This is a genomic window from Halomonas sp. AOP5-B2-8 (genome assembly GCF_052376475.1).
GTDB classification, from domain to species: domain Bacteria; phylum Pseudomonadota; class Gammaproteobacteria; order Pseudomonadales; family Halomonadaceae; genus Vreelandella; species Vreelandella casei.
Genome location: NZ_JBQSVS010000001.1, coordinates 103,958 through 122,031, shown reverse-complemented (window position 1 = coordinate 122,031; position 18,074 = coordinate 103,958). Strand labels below are relative to the sequence as shown.

12 protein-coding genes are annotated in these 18,074 nt (G+C 47.5%); all 12 read left to right on the top strand.

The genetic code is table 11. The features are described 5' to 3' along the window. Positions 1-2: 2 nt before the first annotated feature. Positions 3-1,175 (top strand): ATP-grasp domain-containing protein, encoded by a 1,173-nt coding sequence (locus ACT3RP_RS00510; protein WP_483393035.1) that lies wholly within the window; start codon positions 3-5, stop codon positions 1,173-1,175. Positions 1,176-1,201: 26 nt separating this feature from the next. Next, positions 1,202-3,268 (top strand): CapA family protein, encoded by a 2,067-nt coding sequence (locus ACT3RP_RS00505; protein WP_483393034.1) that lies wholly within the window; start codon positions 1,202-1,204, stop codon positions 3,266-3,268. Further along, a complete protein-coding gene (locus ACT3RP_RS00500) occupies positions 3,268-4,671 on the top strand; it encodes a Mur ligase family protein (protein WP_483393033.1) in 1,404 nt (467 codons plus the stop codon). The genes ACT3RP_RS00505 and ACT3RP_RS00500 overlap by 1 nt, the downstream gene beginning before the upstream one ends. Positions 4,672-4,674: 3 nt before the next feature. Beyond that, the gene (locus tag ACT3RP_RS00495; RefSeq protein ID WP_483393032.1) at positions 4,675-5,607 is read left to right on the top strand and encodes a D-alanine--D-alanine ligase; all 933 of its coding nucleotides are present in this window, start codon (positions 4,675-4,677) and stop codon (positions 5,605-5,607) included. Between the two features lie 2 nt (positions 5,608-5,609). After that, entirely contained in the window at positions 5,610-6,293 is a 684-nt protein-coding gene (locus ACT3RP_RS00490) for a M15 family metallopeptidase (RefSeq protein ID WP_483393031.1), read from the top strand. A 95-nt stretch (positions 6,294-6,388) separates the two neighbouring features. After that, a complete protein-coding gene (locus tag ACT3RP_RS00485) occupies positions 6,389-7,276 on the top strand; it encodes an ATP-grasp fold amidoligase family protein (protein WP_483393030.1) in 888 nt (295 codons plus the stop codon). A 74-nt stretch (positions 7,277-7,350) separates the two neighbouring features. Further along, the gene (locus ACT3RP_RS00480; RefSeq protein ID WP_483393029.1) at positions 7,351-8,718 is read left to right on the top strand and encodes an acylphosphatase; all 1,368 of its coding nucleotides are present in this window, start codon (positions 7,351-7,353) and stop codon (positions 8,716-8,718) included. A 197-nt stretch (positions 8,719-8,915) separates the two neighbouring features. Continuing rightward, the gene (locus ACT3RP_RS00475) at positions 8,916-10,841 is read left to right on the top strand and encodes a glycosyltransferase (RefSeq protein ID WP_427047013.1); all 1,926 of its coding nucleotides are present in this window, start codon (positions 8,916-8,918) and stop codon (positions 10,839-10,841) included. A gap of 122 nt (positions 10,842-10,963) precedes the next feature. Next, complete coding sequence (locus ACT3RP_RS00470; protein WP_483393028.1) at positions 10,964-12,400, top strand: glycosyltransferase family 4 protein; 1,437 nt, start codon at positions 10,964-10,966, stop codon at positions 12,398-12,400. A gap of 79 nt (positions 12,401-12,479) precedes the next feature. Next, the gene (locus ACT3RP_RS00465) at positions 12,480-14,747 is read left to right on the top strand and encodes an alginate O-acetyltransferase AlgX-related protein (RefSeq protein ID WP_483393027.1); all 2,268 of its coding nucleotides are present in this window, start codon (positions 12,480-12,482) and stop codon (positions 14,745-14,747) included. Continuing rightward, the gene (locus tag ACT3RP_RS00460) at positions 14,744-16,951 is read left to right on the top strand and encodes a glycosyltransferase family 2 protein (protein WP_427047015.1); all 2,208 of its coding nucleotides are present in this window, start codon (positions 14,744-14,746) and stop codon (positions 16,949-16,951) included. The genes ACT3RP_RS00465 and ACT3RP_RS00460 overlap by 4 nt, the downstream gene beginning before the upstream one ends. Then, positions 16,948-18,042 (top strand): glycosyltransferase family protein, encoded by a 1,095-nt coding sequence (locus ACT3RP_RS00455; protein ID WP_427047016.1) that lies wholly within the window; start codon positions 16,948-16,950, stop codon positions 18,040-18,042. Before ACT3RP_RS00460 ends, ACT3RP_RS00455 begins: the two co-directional genes overlap by 4 nt. Positions 18,043-18,074 lie beyond the last annotated feature (32 nt).

Genomic DNA, 18,074 nt, shown 5'->3' with positions numbered 1-18,074 from the left:
CCGTGATGGATGCAAGTCTCAATAACTTCACCGATCTACTTGGCAAGCTGCCCGGCATTACGCGGGAAGGGTTGCTAGTACACGCTATGCGTATGCCCAACAGCGCGCAATCACTACTGCTGCCCCGTCAGCTGGCCTATTATTACCAGCAAATACCCACGCCAGAAGCAGGGGCAGAAAACATTAAGCCAAGCGGTTATGTATGTGGTGTAAGTGGCCGTAACTTGTTGCCCGAAGTTAATTTTTGCCAGGATATTCGCGCATGGCGTGCCAGGCTAGAACGATCAGGGGTTAAGGTTGTAAAAGCTGCATCGTTTTCGGGCCGCTCAATACGTGACCATATTCGTTACGCACGAAAAATTGGCTACCCTGTTGTGCTTAAGCCTGTCATACGCAATACGTTATTTGAAGAGTACATCAAAGATATTAAAAACGATGCTGAGCTGGAATTTCTTTTCAGACAGTCTCGTGAGCTTAAAAAGCAAAAAGCCAGTGATTTGTCTGCATCGCCTTATGCCATGACACGGCTTTCAGAAGACCACATAGACGAGCACGGCCGTAAGTTCCTGCCGTTAAGCGTGCGCTATATGGTTGAAAAACAGCAGGAAGGTCAGCAGCTACGGCTTATTGTGGCGTTTGGTAAAGTTGTGGCGGCACTGACCAAGCCTGCCGGTGCCAAGCAATGGCAGCAAAGCGCTGATATCCATGAAAGCTACAAAGCAGTCGGCCGTAAGGTGGCAAAGGTACTGCAGGGAATGGACTTTTTGCGTGTTGATTTAATCGTTAACAACCACGCTGAACCTGCCAGCGATGATAATCATGTGGTCATCGCACTTTCTGAACACCTTAAATGCTACAAACTCATCGGCGATCATTTTGATACCACGCAAGCAATTTTAGAGCAGGTAGCAGAGTGCAACATGCCTGACTTATCAAAGGAAGCCACGATACACGTCGAGCTTTCAGGCGTAAGTAACGGGCAGCGGTTAAAGCAGGAGCTAACCGACGTTGCTAATGTATTAGAGCTTGCATTGAAACTTGATGAGTTAGATGAAGTGACTGGGCGAGTCCACTTCGAGCTAAGTGGGCCTACTTGGGCGCTTGCTAGTCTAACGTGGATTTATGCAAATGGCTTGGGCATAAATGAAGTGCCCACTAGTGTTACTTGCCAATAAAATTTGACGAATGGAGTTAATTTAAAATGACGAAGCCTTTCAAAATTACGTTCTGTGGCGATACTAGTCTCGGTTATTACTATCTGGAAAAAAGCAAGAATAAATATTCTGAAGCATATTCGCGCTTGCAAAATGATCCGTTCTCTTTTTTTGAAGGAGTCGCTCCCTTGTTAGAGGATAGTGACGAAGTAATTATTAATTTAGAGACTGTATTGACTAATAACCCCGGCGCGCCTATTGAGGGAAAGGAGTATCCAGGGTTTGATGATCCCGATGTTACAATTGAAGTTTTAAAAAAATTAGGCACGACAGCAGTAACACTGGCCAATAACCATGCTATGGATTTTGGTGAAGATAAACTTATTGAAATGATAGACTTGTTGCATGCTAATGGAATAGCAACAATAGGGGCTGGTCGCAATATATATGAAGCTAGAAAGCCTTATATTATCACTGTGCCTGAGTCGGGAGAGAAGGTGTATATATTTAATTGCATGCGATCAGGAAAGCGTTACCGAGAATATGGTTTTTTTGCAGAAAAAGAAAAACCAGGGATTGCTAACACTAGTCTTTCTGCAGTTAAAAAGCAGATCCAAAAAATTAAAGAAATTGATCCCAAGGCTATAGTGGTGGTATGTCCACATTGGCAAGGTGTTGATTATCAAGAGGTAGATGAAATAAAAAAACAGTGGTGTCGTGATGTAATTAATGCTGGTGCTGATACAATAGTAGCTCATGGATCTCATAAAAAAGATGAAGTTGAAGAGTGCTCTGGAAAGAAAATTTACTTCTCGATAGGTAACTTTGTTTTTAACTCACCTGGACGATACGCTTCTAAAGGCGTAAGGCCTTTTAGCTCAGTTGTTAGTGTGAATTTAAAACAAAAAAAACTAGAGTTTCTAACAAAAGATATAATGTCGGATAATCAGTTAACAAACTTTAATGTGGCAGTGGTAGAGGAGAGGGGAGGGGAAGGCGAGGAGCAAGAGTCTCATGATTATAAAGAAATATCCTTAATGTTTGAAAAGCTAATGGAGAATCCCAGTAATAAAGACCTTTCTGATAGAGTGCCTGCTATTATACAAGAAAAACTTAACAAGTCTTCGCGAGAGTTCTATCGGACACGTATTACTAGAGGGAAAATGCTAGGTACAAATCGCTATAGCAAAGATAAGGTTAACCAACTTATTTCATGTGCAAATCCGGATCATATAACTCATGGCATGTTACGGCACATCGAAAAAAGAAAAATGCTTTTGGAGAGGTCAGTATCATTCCATACCTTGATGATGCAAGGATCAGCAGAAAGACGTTTTGGGATTCCAGATTATTCTTGGGAGCTTGATGATAAGAAAAAAGCATACAGATTTGCAGATCTCATAGGTATAAAGCGACCTAATAATGATGGTCGTATGTTTTCATTTCATGAAATTGAAGAGCCGAAGAAACCTGCAGTAATAAAGCCTGCTGCTGGAACGGGCTCGCGAGGTGTTATATTCTACTATTCTTCTAGTGAAGTTGTTCTCCTTCGAGAGGATGTTAAATTTTCTTCTTGGGATGAAATGGTATCTTACGTAAACGATAAGGTTTTATACAATAAAGGCAATATTTTTGGAATAAAGGGAAAGTGGTCAATTGAAGAGTTTGTTCTTGAAGATATCGAAAATAAAACCCCCGCAAGGGATCTAAAATTTTATACTTTCTACGGTAGAGTTTTTGCTATTCTTGAAATTGTTCGAGGAAGTAATGTTAGGCATTGTTTCTGGTCACGGGATGGGCAGCATTTAAAGAATACAGGTCATTTTGAAAACGAGACTTGGGTAGGGGATGGTGTAACAGAAGAAGAAGTAAAATATGTTGAAGATATTAGTCTAAATATTCCTGCCCCTTATATGCGAATAGATATGCTAAAAGGGGAAAGTGGGATGATATTAGGAGAGTTTACACCTAGACCTGGTCAGTGGGATAAATTTAATAAGGAATATGATTTCAGGCTTGGTAAAGAATTTATAAAAGCTAGAAGACGCCTACTTGATGACCTTATCCTAGGTAAAAACTTTGAAAAGTTTAACAAACTAAGAGAGGTGCTCTAATGAATTTCTCTAGCTCAGGTGCTCTTAAGAGATTTTTGGGTGAAGGATGCTTTATCGATTTTGTTTCAAACGAAAGTATATTTGCTGTTGGATTTGATAAAGAAACCTATGATAAGTTGCCTAGAGAAAGTAAAAAGCTCGTAGTCCCGACTGGTGTTACGACTTTTTTTGACGGCAAAAGAGGTGGAGTTGAAATTTCTGATTTAGATGATAAGGAAAAGTGCGTCTTTCTTATTGATACAGATTTTGATGCTAATTTGTTAGAAGGTTTTGATAAAATTGTGGTTGATTCTGTTTTTGATTCAGTAGTAAAAATTTCTAATTACAAATCTGAGAAAGAAAAAGGGAAATTAGTAGCTATAACTGGAACTGTGGGGAAGACAACAACAAAGAGAGTTTTGGGTTCAATATTGAAGAACTTTGGCACTATTGAAGTTTCATCTGGGAATATATCATATCCTATTTTAAAAAAGATTTTTTTATCAAGTGGATATGATTATGGAGTGTTTGAAATTTCTGGACAGGCTTTGAGTGCTTCAAGATTTATCGTTAGACCTGACGTTGCTATCTTAACCTCTGTCGGGGAAGGCCACTTAGAAGAGTATGGAGACGTCAGCAGTGTTTTTGATATTAAGGCTAGAATATTCGGGAATATTAATTTGGGCGGAACTGCTATTGTAAATAGAGACATTCCTTATTTCTCTAGAGTAAAGAGTTTGGTTGGTAGTGAAGTGAAAATTGTTACTTACGGTGAGTCACCAGGCTCTGATTATAGGTTAGATAACTACGATGCTAAAACTGGAACCATCTATGCAACACTGGAGGGGAAAAAATGCACTTTTAATACTTCTCTTTTAGGTAGGCATAATGCTATTAACTTAATTGGTGCCTTGGCTGTCAGTGCGTCTCTGGGGATTGAGCTTGAAAAGTGTATTCCATTTTTAAAAAAACTTTCTCCTCCTAGAGGACGAGGGGATGAGCACATTGTTCAGTTGCCAAAGGCAGAGATTAAGATTATTAACGAAAGCTATAATGCGAATCCACTCTCAATGCGATCATCTATTGAGAGTTTTTCTTTGCGAGAAATTTCCGCTGGAAGGAAAGTTTTAGTTTTAGGAGATATGCTGGAGCTAGGAGAAAACTCGCTCTCTCGTCATAAAGATCTATCAGAAAAAATAAATTCTCTAGGTTTTGACAGAGTATACCTTGTTGGGGAGAATATGGCACACTTGTGGCCTGAGATTCAAACTGAACTTCGAGGAGCTGCTTTCACATCCTATAGACAAATCCTTCCAGTCCTGAGAAGAGATCTTGAAAATAATGATAATGTGCTTTTTAAATCTTCTAATGGAGTTGGGTTAAATAAATTAGTTAGTTTTATTGTTAAAAAATATGGAAAATAAATTATGAGTATTTATTCGATACTAAAAAAAAGAAAAGTTGCTGTGTTGATGGGCGGAATCTCTGCTGAAAGAGAAGTGTCCCTTAAAAGTGGTACCGCTATTTTAAATGCCTTGCTACGGTCAGGTGTTGACGCTTTTGGTATTGACCTGCAGAGTAATGCTGTACAGCAGCTACTAGGTGCTGAGTTTGATGTGGCGTTTGTTGCGTTGCACGGCCGTGGTGGTGAAGATGGCTGTATCCAAGGAGTTTTGGAGTGGCTTGGTAAGCCTTACACTGGTAGTGGTGTTATGGCTTCAGCTATTGGCATGGATAAATATAAGACCAAACAAGTCTGGTCAATGGGGGGCTTGTATACGCCTAAATCTACGCTTCTTCACTCAAAAGAAGAGCTGGAGAAAGTATGTGATACCTTCACTTTCCCTGTGATGGTTAAACCAATCCATGAAGGCTCTAGTATCGGTATTGTAAAAGCAAAAAATCAGAATGAGCTGCTGGAGGCTTATAATGATGCCGTGCAATACGATAAGCTTGTAATGGTGGAGGAGTTTGTTAAGGGTAATGAGTATACGGTTGCTGTTGTCTCTGGTGAGGCATTACCAGTGATAGGTATGGTGCCTTTCAATGATTTCTATGATTACGAAGCGAAATACCTGTCATCTGGTACTATTTACAACTTACCCTGTGGTCTTGATTCAACAGCAGAAGATCGTCTCAAAGTTCTATCCAGAAAAGCATACGATATGATTGGCTGTGAAGGCTGGGGTCGTGTTGATGTTATTATCGACGATTCAGGTATGCCATGGCTCATTGAAATCAATACCTGCCCAGGTATGACAGAGCGTAGTTTAGTTCCTCAAGCGGCTAATCATGCGGGCACAGATTTTGATACTTTGGTTATGTCGATTCTTGAAACTGCGAGTTTAAAGGCCCTTTAAGTATGATCCAATCAAGCGTTATTGATAGCGAAGGCCTTGAACAATTCGACTTGAGTGACTCATCAATTCGCTTTGGTCATCTTCGTTACCAAGAGGTGGCTACTGAAAACTTAGTTTGTTTGAATGATGGTGTCTGGCTACATAAACATGCTGCCTCTGCTTTTCTAGAAATGAGCAATGCTATGCATAGAGATGGCGTTGCTCCAGTTATTATTAAGATTGGCTATCGCTCTTACAAGCGTCAAACCAGAACTTTTGAATACTATCGTTTGAAAAAAGAGCTAGGTACTGTTAAAACTCTTACCAGAGTTGCTTTACCTGGCCATAGTGAACATCATACTGGCTTTGCAATTGATATTCGTTTGCCAAAGCAAATGGCGGGCGGGCGTTTATCTCGTTCAGACTCTTATAAGTGGCTTAAGAAGCATGCGCATACGTATGGTTTTTATGAGTCTTATAAAAAAGATAATATTTTTGGGGTGATTTTTGAACCATGGCACTGGTGTTTTAATGGTTGTGCTGAGAGTAGGGCGCTTTTTTCAACACGCTCTTTGCTTTTAAAAAACGTGGATCCGTCAGATCAAGTGTTGTTGGACATTATTCGCAGCAATGACCCAATGAGAAATTATTCTGATGATCTTTTTGAAAAATTTCCCAAAATATATTCCGCATTAGCAACACATTAGCTGTAAATATTTAGGGCTGGATTTTTCCCGATTATTTAGTGGTTTAATATCGGCCCTCTTTTCCCTCCTTGTTTCTATTTGCTACGGCTTTACCGATGAGTGAGCTTGTTATCCCCTCTTTTTGTGATTTTCTTCTGAAACCTGAACGATTAGCTTGGGTACAAGCTTCTCACCCTGCCCGTAAAGGTACCTTGCCTGCGCCGCCTTCATTTCGCTCTGCGATGGATGCGCTTGTGCGTCGCTACCAGCGGGAAGAGCAGCAGCCTGGTGTTAATAGTTTTGCTGTATTGGCGGGGAACCGTGCCTGGGTGGCTGGCCAAATGGATGCGTTAGGTGTGTCCACCGCGAAGATCCTTAAAGATGACTTTTCATTGCAGCACCTGCGGGATGTGCTGGAAGGCGTTGATGCGTGTGTCATTAAACCTAAAGAAGCCCATAGCTCCCGTGGAGTGCTCTCGCTAAAACGGGTGGATGAGATTACCTTTGAATGCTTGCAGCTGCGCTGCCGCTTGCGTTTGGTGGATATTCTTGAGCGGCTGTATCAGGAAATGCGCGAGCACCAGTTCCCGAATCATTGGCAGTTGGAAGAGTTATTGCTACCCCCTTCAGGGTTGCTGCGCCCGGTTGATGATTTTAAGTTTTATGCCTTCCGTGGCCGTGTGGGGTTAATCCTACAGGTAGCCCGCCAGCCGGAAGGGCAGTATTATCGCTGGTACGACCGTAATTGGCACCCTGTTGAAACAGGGAAGTATGCAGAGGCGAATGATCCCGCATTGTTACCCCCGCGCGCGCCTGAGGCGTTATTAAGTATTGCAGAGCGTGTGTCGGCGGCGTTACCTACCCCATTTTGTCGAATAGATTTATATGAAGCCCGCCAGGGGCCGGTATTAGGAGAACTCACGCCGGTGCCTGGGACTTACCATGCCTTTGGTGAGCAAGCCGATCTTTACCTCGGGGCGATGTTTGAGCTGGACGATGCTTGACCAGAACAATGTTGGGGCTGGACAACGCAATCGCTGATTAACAGCCAGCATGCCGCGCATTTAAGAGTTAGATAATGACGAATTCTGTAGTTTTGCCCAAGTGTATGGGTGATGAATCCCTAAATAGTTATACCGATGAATTAAGTGATTTAGCGCGTAACGCCCATAAAGCCCATTTACTTGGGCCTTGGTTAATTGCCCGTGTAGCGGAAAGCGAAGGTGCGGAGGTCACTTGGTTTAGCAAGGCGATGTTTATTGCTACGCTCAATGATGTTCAGGTGTTTTTTTGGGATGTGCGCTCTAACGAATCCGCTGTGGGGGGGAAAATTGCCACCCACAAGCTGTTTACACACCGTTTTTTAGACCGAGGTAACGTCTCTAAACCCCGCTATAAGGTGGTTCATTCAGCGGAAGGTGCTGCAAATTTTGCTGCAAAGCTTGCTAAGCCTGTGGTGGTGAAGCCTATCAAGGGCACTCGTGGGCGTGGCGTTAGTTTAGGCTTGAGTGATAAGACCGAGATTGTTGATGCTTATCATAAGGCGAAATCATCCATTGGCGTGTTGGTGGAAGAGCATGTGTCTGGCACTGAGTACCGCTTTTTTGTACTTGGCGGGCAAGTGCTTTCTGTGTTGGGTAAAAAACCTGCCCATGTAATAGGCGATGGTACACGGTCGGTAAGTAAGTTGGTGGAGGCGAAGAACGAGCTGCGTGCCCTAAACCCTCGTTTAATGACTAGTCTGATCCCCAAAGATGAGTGGGTGGAGCAGAACTTGTCCAAACAGTTGCTAACCTGGGAAAGCATCCCCGCTGAAGGGCAGGAGGTCGTGCTTCGCCACGAGGCGAATATATCGCTGGGAGCGGACTCATTTGATGCGACCGATAGCGTTCCAGAAATAGCGAAACAGGCGGCTGTCAAGGCCGTTACGGCTATTCCTGGCTTGGATTGGGCTGGGGTTGATGTGATGGTGGATACCTCTGATGAGTCGGAGCCGGCCGCCTACATTATTGAAGTCAATACGGGGCCTGGTATTGGTGGTCACCATTTCCCGATGCGTGGCGCGCCACGAGATTTGGCAACACCTATTTGGCGGCGCGCTTATGAAAAGCAGAAGGCGCTGGCCACTGCGTTTTCTATTACGCCCATACGTACATCTCCGCCTGTCCCTTGTCAGCGCCTGGTATCTATAGAGGGAAAGGTGCAGGGTGTGGGGTACCGTAAGTGGTTACGTCGTGAAGCGGCGGCACTGAACGTTCAAGGGTGGGTTCGAAACCGGCAAAATGGTACTGTACAGGCGGTATTTAAAGGTGATCGCGCAAAGGTTGAACAACTATTGGGTAAGCTGCATTTCGGACCCAAAGCTGCATCCGTGACTAAAGTATCCGCAACCTCTCACAGCCGCTCGCTTAAGCATTCGGGCTTTATAATACTGAAAACACGTTAGTCCATGGCGTTGTTAAGCCTCTGGCGCTTACTCGTTAGTGCTAGGGAAACCCGAGGCGATTTCAGTATGTCGCTGGATAATAGTCAATTGCCCATAGGGGCATTGTTCACCTACTGATGAGTTGTTGATTATTAGTGACCATTATTTCTTTTTTTAAAGCGCTTTATCCACTATCCAGTGCAAAAGAGCGCAGCGATATGCGTTTGTTAACACAACATGGCGAATTCGATCGGCGCTATTATCGAACCCAAATGCCTGCTTGGCAGCGGTGGCTATGGGTTAGGCCGGAGCTGCATTTCTTGCGTTTGGGCTGGCGTGCGGGGTTAACCCCTAGCCCGCGGTTTGACGCCCAGTGGTATACCTCCCGCTATGTGGACATAGGGCGGGCAAAAGTGAACCCGGTGCTGCACTTCTTACGTTATGGCATTCACGAAGGGCGTTTGCCAGCTGCTAATAGACATATTAGTGATTTTCCCGTGTTTCAAGACCAAGCTGTTTGGTTGCACCATCAGGCATGGCATGGCCACGCGGGTGTAGCTATTCCTAAATTGCAGGTACTGGCAGGCCAGGGGCAGCCGGCAGCGCTGTGGTATTTGGCCGGTTGGTATTATGGCCAATCTCGTTACGAACAAGCGCTTACTTATTTACAAACATTGGCGGAAGGCGATGCTGGTCGCTACCAGCAGTGGATTCCGCAGGCGTTGCTGAAATGTTATGTACGCTTAGGTAAGCAAGATGAGCTAGATGCGCTACGCGATCAACCGCATTTTTCTGGCAATGGGCTGGATCAGGTAATGCTGCCATTGGCGTCTGTTAATCTACCCTTAGAGCAGCGGCTAGCACCGCTTAACCAGTGGTTCGCTCGACGCAAACTGGTGCCGTTATTACCGCTAGAGTCGAAAAGTGGCTTGGGCCGGTTAAAGACACGCCGGGTGAGAACCAAGGTGAGCCGGCGTATGCCGCTGGTGTCAGTGGTGGTACCCGCTTTTAACGCAGAAAATACGATTGGTGTGGCGTTGAAGTCGTTACTGGCACAGAGCTGGTCCAATCTTGAAGTTATCGTCGTGGATGATGCCAGTACCGATGGCACGGCTAAGCGGGTAGAAAAGAGGGCGCGCTTAGAGCCTAGACTTACGTTGATTCGACATGAGAAAAACCAAGGGGCTTACAGCGCTAGAAATACCGGTGTTAGAGCGGCCAGAGGGGCATTTGTTACGGTGCATGACAGCGATGACTGGTCGCATCCGCAAAAGATTGAACGCCAAGCGTTGGCGCTTATGCAACATGCCAGTGTGATGGCGACCCAGTCGTTTTGGATACGGGTAGATGAGAGCTTACAGCCGCTGGGGCCATGGCATTTATGTGCTGATTGGTTAGAACCAAACCCTGCCTCTGTGATGGTTCGCCGAGAGGTGTTTGGTATACTGGGAATGTGGGATGAGGTGGCGGTAGCAGCAGATAATGAATTTGTAGAGCGACTTCAGAAGCATTATGGCGCTGATGCGCTGTTTAAAGTAGCGACCAACGTGCCGTTGGCATTTTCCTTAGTGCAGGCAGCTTCGCTAACCCAGCGAAAAGCGACACACGTGCGCACCATTCATTGTGGCGTGCGCCACTTGTATCACCAAGCGGCATCTTGGTGGCGGGAAAGGCAAGTAGTGCCCGTAATGTCTAACCACAGCGTCCGTCGGCTTTTTCCAACTCCGCTTGGTAACCATCCGCAGCCCTGCATGCAGTACGATATTGCTATCGTGGCAGATGTTTCTGTGCGTAACCCACGATTATTGGAGCTGTTGAATACGCTTCTACGGCTGCGTCATGAAGGCTACTACGTTGTCGTTTGCCCCTGGAGCAGGCCAGATGATTTTAATACCCGCTGGTTAGCAGACGACATGTGGGAACTTTGCCATGAAGAGGATATTGCGATTGCCCATGGGGGCTTTAGGTTACGGTGTCGCGAAGTGCGTGTACAAGCGCTAGCTGGTTCCATAGATTGGCCTGATAGCGTGCCGCAGCTTACTATCCAGGAGGGTGTGCGTGACCTTACGGGGAGACCGCTTCCTGCCGCTAAGGCGGAATCATTAACCGTGTATTTGGCTGGTGGTGGCAGAAACGTGTTATGACGTTTTTGGGGGCGTTCAGGAGCTTTTATTGGGGGCAGCACAAGAAGGGGTGGCGGCAGTATAACTGGCGCTACCCCTTTTTATTTTGGGCGGCAGCACGCTTGTTTAACAGGCAGTGGTATTTGCAGCACTATCCTGATGTGGCAGCTGCGGGGGGAAATGCCTTCGCCCATTTTCTATTGTACGGCCTTGCGGAAGGCCGAGAGCTCTCGCCACATATCAGCATAAGCGGTTATGGGTATTGTTATGGTGGCGATAGACCGTGGGAGCCTTCCTCTGTTGTTATTCATTACTGGTGGTGGGGGCGGTGGCGTGGGTTAGATCCACTGCCCTGCATTCCTGGTGATGGTGCTCAAGCAGCATTGGCTGGGCAGCCTTGCTTGGCAGTATTTGCCCATACGGTTACCCCACGTTTATATGGCGCGGAACGTAGCCTGTTGGATGCGCTGAATACTCTTGAGAAGTTGGGTATTGCAGCGGTGGTCATAGTGCCTAATGCTAGTAACCCCGCTTATTTAGCAGCGTTACAGCGCGTTAGCCGTGCACTGTACGTCTTACCCTATGGCTGGTGGCGAGAGAAAGAGGCCAGTGACGCCTCCACGATAACGTCGATGCAGACGTTGCTTGGGGCCACAAGCGCTGACGCTGTATACATGAACACACTAACGCTGCACGCGCCCTCGGTTGCGGCTAGGCGTTTGGGCTTGCCCGTAATGACGCATGTTCGTGAATTGCCGGCGCATGATCCTGGTCTTTGCCAAGCACTGAATAGTTCGGCTGAAGGCGTGGTGGCGCACGCTGTTGCCCATTCAGATTGCTTAATTGTGAACTCTCAATGTACCGCAGAGGCGTTTCAGGGTAGAGGCGTGCCGGTATGTGTGGTGCCTAATATGGTGGATATGCCTGCTTGGCAAGCGGTACCTGCTGTGCAGCTTGATGCGCAGCGGCCGCTGCGGGTGGGGCTGATGGGAAGTTTAATTCATAAAAAAGGGCTTGTAGATTTTGCAGCGCTTGCTGACGCCTTGGCATGCGAGAGCATTGAGGTTGAATGCTGTCTATACGGTGCAGCTACTCCAGATCTAGATGCTTTGCTTCAGCAGCGTTTTGAAGTGGGCAGTGCCGCGGGCAACAAAAAAACTAACTTGTTCCACCGAGGTTATGCAGAAGAACCCAGGGCCGCGATGGCGAACCTTGATGTTGTGGTGAACCTCTCTCATTTTCAGGAGTCTTTTGGCCGTACCGTATTAGAAGCGATGGCTGCCGCAAGGCCTGTGGTGGCCTATGACTGGGGGGCATTGCCTGAGCTTGTAGAGCATGGGAAAACAGGTTTTTTAGCCCCATTGGGTGATGTTCAGCGCGTAGCTCAGTGGGTTGTAATTTTAGCCAATGACCCTAAATTACTCGCTGCTATGGGGCATGCTGGCCGCCAGCGTGCTAACGCTTTATATGGTGCTGAGGCGCATCAGGCGGCAATGGCACAGGCACTTAACTACCTATTTCCTGTGGCTACGGTGGAAGCCGGTCAGATTAGTGGTGATTCGGCTAGTAACGATTTTTAGCAACGACTGGGAGTGAAGGACTATTTCAACGTCGAATACGCTGCCCCGGTTAGGTGTTGCAGCAGTTATTAAAAATGAATTGGATGCACTGCAAGAGTGGATTGCGTTCCATTTGGCTGTGGGTGTCGAGCATTTTGTTATTGTAGACAGCGGTAGCAGTGATGGCTCTTATGCTTATTTACGCGAACTTTCTCGTCTTGGCCTGGTGACATTGGTGCGTTCCTCTGGGGATGATCATGCGTCAGGAGAGCTATTCGCTTACCATTCTTTATTGGCTGCTTGCCCCAAGACGCTAGATCTTGTGGCCTTCATTGAGGTGGACGAGTTTTTATTGCCACTGGAGGAAGGCAGTACGCCAGATAGCTCAGCAAATGCGCCACCGGCAAACGAGCTGCGTACCTGGCTTGGTGGGATATTCAGTGACTCGGATGTGAGCGCTCTGGCACTGAACTCTGCCTGTTTTGGTTCTTCCGGGGAGCGCTTTCGTGGCGATGGCTTAGTGATTGAGCGTTTTACCCAGCGTTCTTCTCGTACCTTTCGCTATAATCGATTCTACAAAAGTGTCGTTAGGCCTTCGCGGGTTAGTCATTTTGATAATGAACGCCATGCGGTACTTAAAACGGGCCGCTACGTTAATAGCAGTGGTTCGCCACTGCAACTGGTTGATGGGCTCCCTGGCGCAAGCCGTCGAGTATGTTGGCAGGGGGCCCGAATTAATCACTATGCGGTTAAATCAGTGGAAGAGTTTGTGCTTGGGCAAATGCTACATTGCACTGACATCACATTGACGACCACCCATGGTGAGGCGTATTTCGCGCGCTTTGATCGAAATGCACGCGAGTGCTATGCGGCTCAGGCGTGGGCGAGTAGTGTCTACCTGCAGTCGCTATCGTTACCTAATGCAAGCGTATTTGCTGTCCCTTTTAATGCGCCGGAGCAATCATGGTGGCGTAAAGCGCTGACGTTTTCTTTATCCTGGTGGAAGCGCGCGCATTATGTGTCTGTACAATCACACACGCTACCACTGGAACCGCCCATTACTGCCTGGAAGCGGACATGGCCTCATCGATCGGGCGTGATGCTCACCCAGCGCGGTGTGTTGCTTCAGGCAAGCTTGAGTGTTGTAGGAGTATCGGTACAGAAAGAAAACGTGAAGCTCGCTTGTACCTGGCAAGCGGGTGTGGAGTGCGTGTTTCCTGCTCATCACATTGATGGCCATAAAAGTGGTTGTCTTGATGAGGTCGCTCACTTTCGTATCGAGCTGCCTGTTCGTTCAGGAAATGTGGAGCTGTCTGCCGTGGTGATTACCGACGCTGGGGAGCGTCGTATTCCGCTAGAGCGTTTAACGCTTATGCCTGATGTGTCAGTACCGGAACGCCGGGCAAGTGCACTAATTGGAAAGCAGGGCTGGCTTTTTCTTGATCAAGATACCAACGTAAGTCTTTACCAGCACCTTGGCTATATGTCGTTAGGCCAGAATGCTATCGCTCAGTGGGTTGCCTATGCTGAACAGGTGGTGGCGCTTTCTCATCAGCTGAATGCGAAAGTGATGATGGTAGTTGCCCCTAGTAAGGAGCGGGTGATGAGCGATTATCATCCTTATCCCATGGGCGCTATTTCACCGGCCGATCAGGTCGTGACAGTGTTGCCTGATGATTTTTGTTTATATCCTGAGGCATTGCTAACGCAGATGGGTGATGACGCTTACCACGTGACGGATACCCATTGGACCCAGCAAGCTGCCATGCGTGTTACCTGTGAGGTTGTGAGTCGATTAGAGCTGGCCGCGTTGAAAGATATCGAACGTTGGTTTACTGAGGATCAGTATAAAACTGTGCGATTACGCGGGGATTTGGGAAGTAAGCTGGATCCTGTGCGTATGGCCGCTTCCCCGCGCTTGAGCTCGTTTGACCACCGGGATCTAAAACGCTATGACAACGGATTGCCCAACTTCGGGCGTGTCATCGTGTGGGAAAATAGCGCTGCGTTTCTTGACCAGTGCTGCTTGGTAATGGGTGCCTCTTCAAGCTATATGATGTTTCCATTTTTAGTGCGCACTTTCCGCCGCGTGGTATTTGTACATAGCGCTGGCAATATTGATGTATCGCTAGTTGGTTCTGTCGCTGCCCAGGTAGTGCTAGTGCAGACTAACGCTCGTTTCATGGTGGAGGCACCGCAGCTAACGTGGTCGTTGCAAGATACCATTCTTGAAAAAATAGAAGGCGTAAGCATGGATGAACATACCGTCGCGCTTGCTGAGCGCAGGCCAGCCGACCAGGCGAAATTAGCGGAATGGGGATTGGGGAAGTGGAATGATTTTCTTCCTGTAGGGTGGTTTAGCGCGTGACGATCACAGCCAATATGCAAGTGGTGCTCGGCACGCTGACATTTCAGCAAGCCCTAGCACCTAAAGATAATGTTGTATGGGATGCCTATCACCATCGCTGGGAAGCGCTAGACGAGTCCATGGAGTTTACCGCTCAGGGCGGCGTCTATTTACCCGGCTGGTATATGATTGAGCTTATGGTAGACCGCTCGGTAACCTCGGTGGCCGCTAGCTTTCGTTTTGTGGCGGGTCGTAGGACCTTCAATATTGATATGCCTTTGCGGGTTGGCAAACTGAGTAAGCGCCTAGTGCATGTGCCTTGGGGAGTTAAGTCCTTTGCTTTCAGGCCAATGAATGCCAAGGGACATTTTTCATTGCCACACTTTCGCCTTGTGTGGGTCACTGCTTCGTTCGCCCGTGATCGTTTACTGCAGCGGTTGATTAACATTCATCAGGACTATCGCGATATCTCACAGCAAGAGGCTGCCAGAAAAGTTCGCCTGCGTGCGCGCGCGAGCGGTGAGTCATGGCGCCGAACAGCCATTCGAGAGTATGAGTCAACCTACATTAGCTTGTGCTCACGCCGTAATTATAGGCTTTGGGTGCGTGAGTTCGAAAGTAAACCAGATGGGGCTAAAATAAGAACGAAAATTCAAGCGCGGCAACTGGTAGGTGAATACCTTTTTTATATTCCTGTTGCAGGTATTCATGATGCTGATTCTCTTGTAAAAACGATAAAAAGCCTTCAGCTCCAATTGCTAGATAGCTGGAGAGCTGTGCTTTTACCCTCGGTAGGCTGCGCCGCGGATGTGCTCCCGTATCTTGAAAAAATGGTGGCGGAAGACCCACGCATTACGATATCAGATACAAAATCTGAGCCTCGAAAAATGACACTCTCTGCCTCCATGTGGGTGTCTGTTCTTAGCCCTGGCGATAAGCTATCAGCCCATGCGCTTTACATGTTGGCAGGTTATCCTGATGCAGAGTTGCTTTATAGCGATGAGGATCAGTTAGATGCTGAAGGCATGCGACATTCTCCGCTTTTTAAACCCCAATGGAACCCAGACTTGTTGCTTTCGCAGCCCTATATTGGATGTGCGATATGGGTACGTGGCGATAAATTCTCAGAGATAATGCCGGCCGGCGGCTTACCTTGCGCTACATCAATCGGCAGCTGGCAGGCTAAGCTGGCGCTTAACGTGTTAGCCAGTAATGTTAGAAAAATACAAAGTATTGGGCGCATTCTGCTTCATCGTGCAGTTTCGAGCCCGCTTTCGCTTGCTAACGATTATGCGGCTCTAGTGTCTCTTAGCCTCAATGAGATGGGCTGCTCTGCTCAGGTTGTTCCTGGGCGTGTGGTGAATTCAGCGCGGGTTATGTGGCCAGTCCCTTCGCCTCAGCCTCTCGTTAGTTTGTTAGTACCCACTCGTGATGGTGTTGAAATACTGAAGCCATGTGTGGATGCTATCTTGGAGAGAACCGCTTACCGGCATTTTGAATTATTGATTCTAGATAACCAGTCCAGCTGCGCTAAAACACTGGCTTATATGGAAGAAGTGGAACAACGTGATTCGCGGGTAAAAGTCATGCGCTGGAACCACGATTTTAATTATTCTGCAATTAATAATTTTGGCGCCCAGCATTCTAAAGGCGATATCATCGGTCTGATTAACAATGATGTTGAGCCTATCGATGGCGAATGGTTAACAGAAATGGTTAGCCAAGCATCCCGGCCGGAAGTGGGGTGTGTGGGTGCGAAGCTCTATTACCCAAATGGGACCATTCAGCATGGTGGGGTCATATTAGGGATAGGCGGAGTGGCGGGGCATGCGCACCGGTTTTTCCAACACAACGAAGAAGGCTATGCGGGTCGCCTACAGCTTGTTCAAAACCTAACGGCTGTAACGGCAGCATGCTTGCTACTGCGTCGTGAGGTGTTTGAGCAAGTAGGTGGCCTTAACGAACCTGATTTAGCGGTCGCTTACAACGACGTAGATTTGTGCTTAAAGGTGCATAAGCTGGGATTGCGCAATTTGTGGACACCGTTTGCTGAGCTTTACCACCATGAGTCCATTTCCCGTGGTGCTGATGATACGCCTAAAAAGCGTGCCCGTGCTTTGAAAGAAGCTCGCTATATGCGAGAGCAGTGGGGGCCGTTGCTCGATAAGGACCCTGCCTATAATCCTAATTTGACGTTGGCAAATGAGGATTTTTCGTTACGATGATTTTAGGGGGAAGGCGTCGAGAGCGGCCAGATACGCATTGGCTGGTGCTTAGCGATGGCGCAAGGCCAACTGAGGATATCTATTTTTATGAGTCGGCCGCGACTGCCATGCATCATCAGGGCGTGCGAACCGAACGTTTTCCTGCTTCTCGTGCTTTTGGCGCTGCGTGGCTGCATGGGCGTTCATTTATGCGCAACTATGCTGGGGCTAACCTGCTGCTGTGCCGTTCGCTTCCCCTTAGCTGGCTGCGCTGTTTAGAGCGTAACCGTAATGCATTTGGCTATATTGTCTATCTGGTTGATGATGACATTTCCGCTGCCGCTACTGACAACATGCTGCCCGGCAGCTACCGCAAACGCATGGCGCGTATTGCTAGCCTTCAGCCGCGCTTATTGGCATTGGCCGATGAAGTGGTGGTCTGTAGCGACCAGCTCGCTCGTTACTTTACGCCTCGCCATCCTAACGTTTCAGTACTCACACCACCGTTGCTGGCGCCGTTGCCAGGCCTCGAACATTTTGCGGGTTCTCCTTCTGCGCAATTGCCCTGGCAAATAGGCTTTCACGGTACGCGGGCGCATCTTCAAGATTTACTGCACATCATGCCAGCCTTGGAAGCACTCCAACAGCAGCGTGATGATACCCAGCTTGAGGTGATGTTGGGTCAGCATATCCCGAAACGATTGGCAGCGCTGCCGCGGGTAAGGGCACCGGCGCCGTTGCCCTGGGAAGCGTTCAAACAGTACCAACGCCAGCACCGCTTTCATATTGGTTTGGCGCCGCTATTAGAAACGCCGTTCAACCAAGGAAAATCGTTTATTAAGTTTTTGGATATTGCCGCGATGGGTGGGGTGGGTCTTTACTCCAATCGCTATCCCTATACTGAGGTGGTACGCCATGGTGAAAACGGTCTATTGGTGGAAGACTCACTCGCAGCATGGTGCGATAGCCTACAGCAGTTACTGGACAACCCAATAGCGACGGCTCGTATGGCTCAGCAGGCTGCATTAGATGCTCAGCTCATCGGTGATCCGCTCAAAACAGAGGCATTCTGGATGAGCCGCAGCCGTTCAGTGGACGGCGCTTTCGAGTGATTTATGTCTTTTCTGGGTTAGTTTTTTAGGGG